Genomic DNA, 3,839 nt, shown 5'->3' on the forward strand with positions numbered 1-3,839 from the left:
CTTGGGCAGAATCCTTCAGCACAAGTGAAGTCCTTATTACAGCTACTTTGGTTAATTTGACGTTTAGTGCCTAAAGCTGTTTCTACTGGCTCAATAGATAAACAGTTTGATTTTTTAGAACAGTCGCCACAGCCTTCGCAAATATCGGTATTAATGAATAAACGTTCAGCTGGGTCAGGGTAAGCATCACGTTTACGACGACGGCGTTTTTCACTGGCACAGGTTTGTACATAAATTAAAGCAGTTACACCTGAAATTTCACGTAGCTCACGTTGAACTGCGTCAAGTTCATTACGGTGGCGAATTTCTACACCTGGTGCAATACCGTCTTCTTCATTTAACAGTTTGATTTCATCAGTCACAATGACTTGTTTTTTAATACCTTCGGCATCGAGCTGACGAGTTAATTGTGCAACACTCAAATGACCATCTACATGCTGACCGCCTGTCATAGCGACAGCGTCGTTGTAAAGGATTTTGTAGGTGATATTGGTTTTTGCAGCGATAGATTGACGAATTGCCAAGTAACCTGAGTGGAAGTAAGTTCCATCACCAAGGTTGGCAAAAATGTGTTTTTCATTGGTAAAAGGCGATGCACCAACCCAGCTTACACCTTCACCGCCCATTTGAGAGAATGTTTCCGTACCGCGGTCAAGTGAAACGGCAATATAGTGACAACCGATACCGCCTAATGCACGGCTACCTTCAGGAACGACTGTTGATGAGTTATGAGGGCAACCACTACAGAAATAAGGTTTACGTTCAGCAAGGTCAATAACACGTTTTGATTCTTGCTCTGCTTTTAGTAGGAGGTCGATTCTGCTTTGAATTTGTACTTTTAAGCTTTCTGGAATATCTAGTTTTAAGAAGCGAGCAGCCAGCATTTTTGCAATCGGTTCAGGCTGGTACTCATAGTGACCAATGAGTGGTGCTTCTTCAATAGAGGTACTCCATTCACCTTTGCCGTCAGTTGCTTTACCAATGACACGAGGACGTTGGTCATCAGGAAGTGAGTAAAGCTCATCTTTAATTTGTGTTTCAAGAATTGGACGTTTTTCTTCAATAACGATCAACTCTTCTAAACCTTTGGCGAATTCACGAATACCTTGTGGTTCTAAAGGCCAAATCAGACCAACCTGATAAACACGTAGCCCAAGCTGTTGGGCTGTTTCATCTTCAATTCCTAAAATACGTAGGGCTTCAATGGTATCTAAATAACCTTTACCACTTGCAGCAATACCGACACGGGCATTTTCACAAGGCCATGTTACGGTATTGATTTTATTCGCACGGGCATAGGCCAAAACAGCTGGTAAGCGATATTTATAAAGACGTTCTTCTTGTTGGATGCCATGATCGGGCCAACGAATATTGACGCCACCCTCTGGGAAATTAACATCTTCTGGTATAACAGGAGTGACACGGTCTAAGTCGACATGAACTGAAGCGGAAGTTTCTACAATTTCACTGACCAGCTTCATGGAAGTCCAAAGACCAGAAAAACGTGAAACTGCGATGGCGTGAACACCAAAATCTAAAATTTGTTGAACGGATGTTGGGTAGAAAATTGGAATACCGCAACCAATCATGACATGCTCAGACTGGTGGGGAACTGTAGAAGATTTACATGAGTGGTCATCACCAAATAAAGCAACAACACCACCACGTTCAGAGGTACCAGCTAAGTTAGCATGGCGGAGTACATCGCCTGAACGGTCAACACCCGGGCCTTTACCATACCACCATGAAGACACTCCATCATATTTGCCTTGACCTGAAAGATTTGCTTGTTGTGTACCCCAGATTGCGGTAGCAGCCAAGTCTTCGTTTACACCAGGTTGAAATACGACATTATGGGATTTAAGTAATCCTTCAACTTGCCAAAGGAAATTATCATAGTTACCAATAGGGGAGCCACGATAACCAGAAATAAAACCAGCAGTATGATAACCATTGATCGCGTCACGGCGAGTTTGGGCAAGAGGCAAGCGAACAAGTGCCTGAATGCCGGTCATAAATGCTGTACCGTTATCACTTACATATTTATCTTCAAGTGACACATCCTTTGTTGCAATAATATTTGGAGTGACTTTTGTAGCTATATTCATTTATATCTCCTTAGAATTTTTAGTAGCTCGGACTACTTTCTTTTTTCAACATCCAGTTGAATATTTGGAGCAAGTGACATACGAAATAAAAAAGATCGGTTCCTCTTCTTAAAAAAAGAATTAGTGCCAATGTATGTACATTTAGTCATTGTGGTTGATCTAAACTGGTGCAACAATCCGTAATTTAGGAAAAGATATTTACGTTATGCGCAAAAATCTCGATGGTGGACTTTTGCATGCAATGCATGCATTCCTGAAAGTGATTGATAGCGGGAGTTTCACAGCAGCAGCTGAGCAGATGGATCTGACCACAGCACAGGTTTCACGTCTTATCAGCGAGCTAGAAACACGCTTAGGTACAAAATTAATACAACGCTCAACGCGCCAGCAGGCACTGACTGATATTGGTGCAACTTATGCAGAACGTTGTAGGCAAGTTATTTCAATGGTGGATGAAGCAGAGGCAGAAGTCACCGGAACGGCATCTAAACCTAAAGGTCGTTTACGTGTATTAAGTATGGGAAGCTTTGGGCATCATTATGTTTTCCCTGTCATGGCCGAGTTTTGTAAGCATTATCCCGAATTAACCGTGGAATATACGACCTCACAATACGTTCCAGACCTGTTAGCAAAAGGGGTGGATGTCAGTCTTTATCTCACTGAATCATTAACAGACTCTCGTTTTGTTGCACGCAGAATTGGCACTATTTTTTCTGTTTTATGTGCTTCACCTGCGTACCTAGAAAAACATGGCGTTCCTAAGTCTCCAGAAGACTTAAAAAATCATGCCTGTTTACGCTTGGTAAACCCATCTATTACGCCAGATTGGCATTTGTTAAATGCCAATGGTGAGTCTTGTCAAATCGACATTGGAGGGCAACTCATTGCAGATAACCCTGAGTTATTGTTAGATGTGGTGCAACAGGATATGGGGGTCGCGTTATTGCCGATGTTTTCGGCTTTAGACGCGGTTCAAAATGGAAGATTATGTCATATCTTGCCTGAGTGGCGTTCGCCCGATATCGGAGTTTATACCTTATTGCCTTCACGCCATTTTATTGATGCCAAAACACGCGCATGGTTGGATTGGGTAGAAGAATATATTTCGCCAAGAATTGAAATGGATGCATCTTATTTTTATAAATAATGAGATAAATTTTTTAAGGATTACAATTGAAAAAGGATGAAGAATAATACGGATTAGAATAAAAATAGGGTAGAAAATGCTTCTTTTTAAAGAGGCATTTAATACAGAAATAAATAATAGATTTTAAAAAAATTGCATGAGGGATTGAGCCCCAATTCCTGAACAGAATGAGATAAAGATGAGATAGGATGATCTGGTACTTTGCCTAATATTCAGCTTTATACCAGATACTGAGCTATTTTAATTTATGACTATGCACACTTGGTCTGCCAATACGCATTTGCATAATTCGACAAGCTTTTTCGGTTTAATACATTGCTAATATTTTGGCTGGCTTGCATCAGTTTCTCTAAGTCAATGCCAGTTTCAAAGCCCATGTGTGACAGCAAATAAAACAAATCTTCGGTCGATACATTACCCGAAGCTCCTTTGGCATAAGGGCAACCCCCAAGTCCTGCAAGAGACGAGTCAAAAACACGAATGCCTTGCTGTAAAGACTGATAAATATTGGCAATTGCCATACCATAGGTGTTGTGGAAATGCCCAGCTAAAACCTTGCTGTCGAGTTCAGCAAGGCAGGCTTG

General features: G+C 41.3%; 2 protein-coding genes and 1 pseudogene. 1 reads left to right on the plus strand and 2 read right to left on the minus strand.

Annotation, left to right across the window (positions count from 1 at the left end; genetic code table 11):
- On the minus strand, positions 1-2,108 hold a 2,108-nt coding region (locus C1642_RS18720; RefSeq protein WP_146035361.1), incomplete at its 3' end, for an indolepyruvate ferredoxin oxidoreductase family protein.
- A gap of 205 nt (positions 2,109-2,313) precedes the next feature.
- Here C1642_RS18720 and C1642_RS18725 point away from each other — a divergent pair.
- On the plus strand, positions 2,314-3,255 hold the full coding sequence (locus C1642_RS18725; RefSeq protein ID WP_001230724.1) for a LysR family transcriptional regulator: 942 nt from the start codon (positions 2,314-2,316) through the stop codon (positions 3,253-3,255).
- A 251-nt stretch (positions 3,256-3,506) separates the two neighbouring features.
- Here the strand turns inward: C1642_RS18725 and C1642_RS20040 are convergent.
- Positions 3,507-3,839: pseudogene (locus C1642_RS20040) on the minus strand (hydroxymethylglutaryl-CoA lyase); the annotation flags it as partial.

Source organism: Acinetobacter sp. AKBS16 (assembly GCF_002899995.1).
Classification (GTDB): domain Bacteria; phylum Pseudomonadota; class Gammaproteobacteria; order Pseudomonadales; family Moraxellaceae; genus Acinetobacter; species Acinetobacter baumannii.

What these genes read in the sequence shown, in the direction of transcription:
- C1642_RS18725 (WP_001230724.1), top strand. Translation starts at nt 2,314, where the DNA reads ATGCGCAAAAATCTCGATGGTGGACTTTTGCATGCAATGCATGCATTC.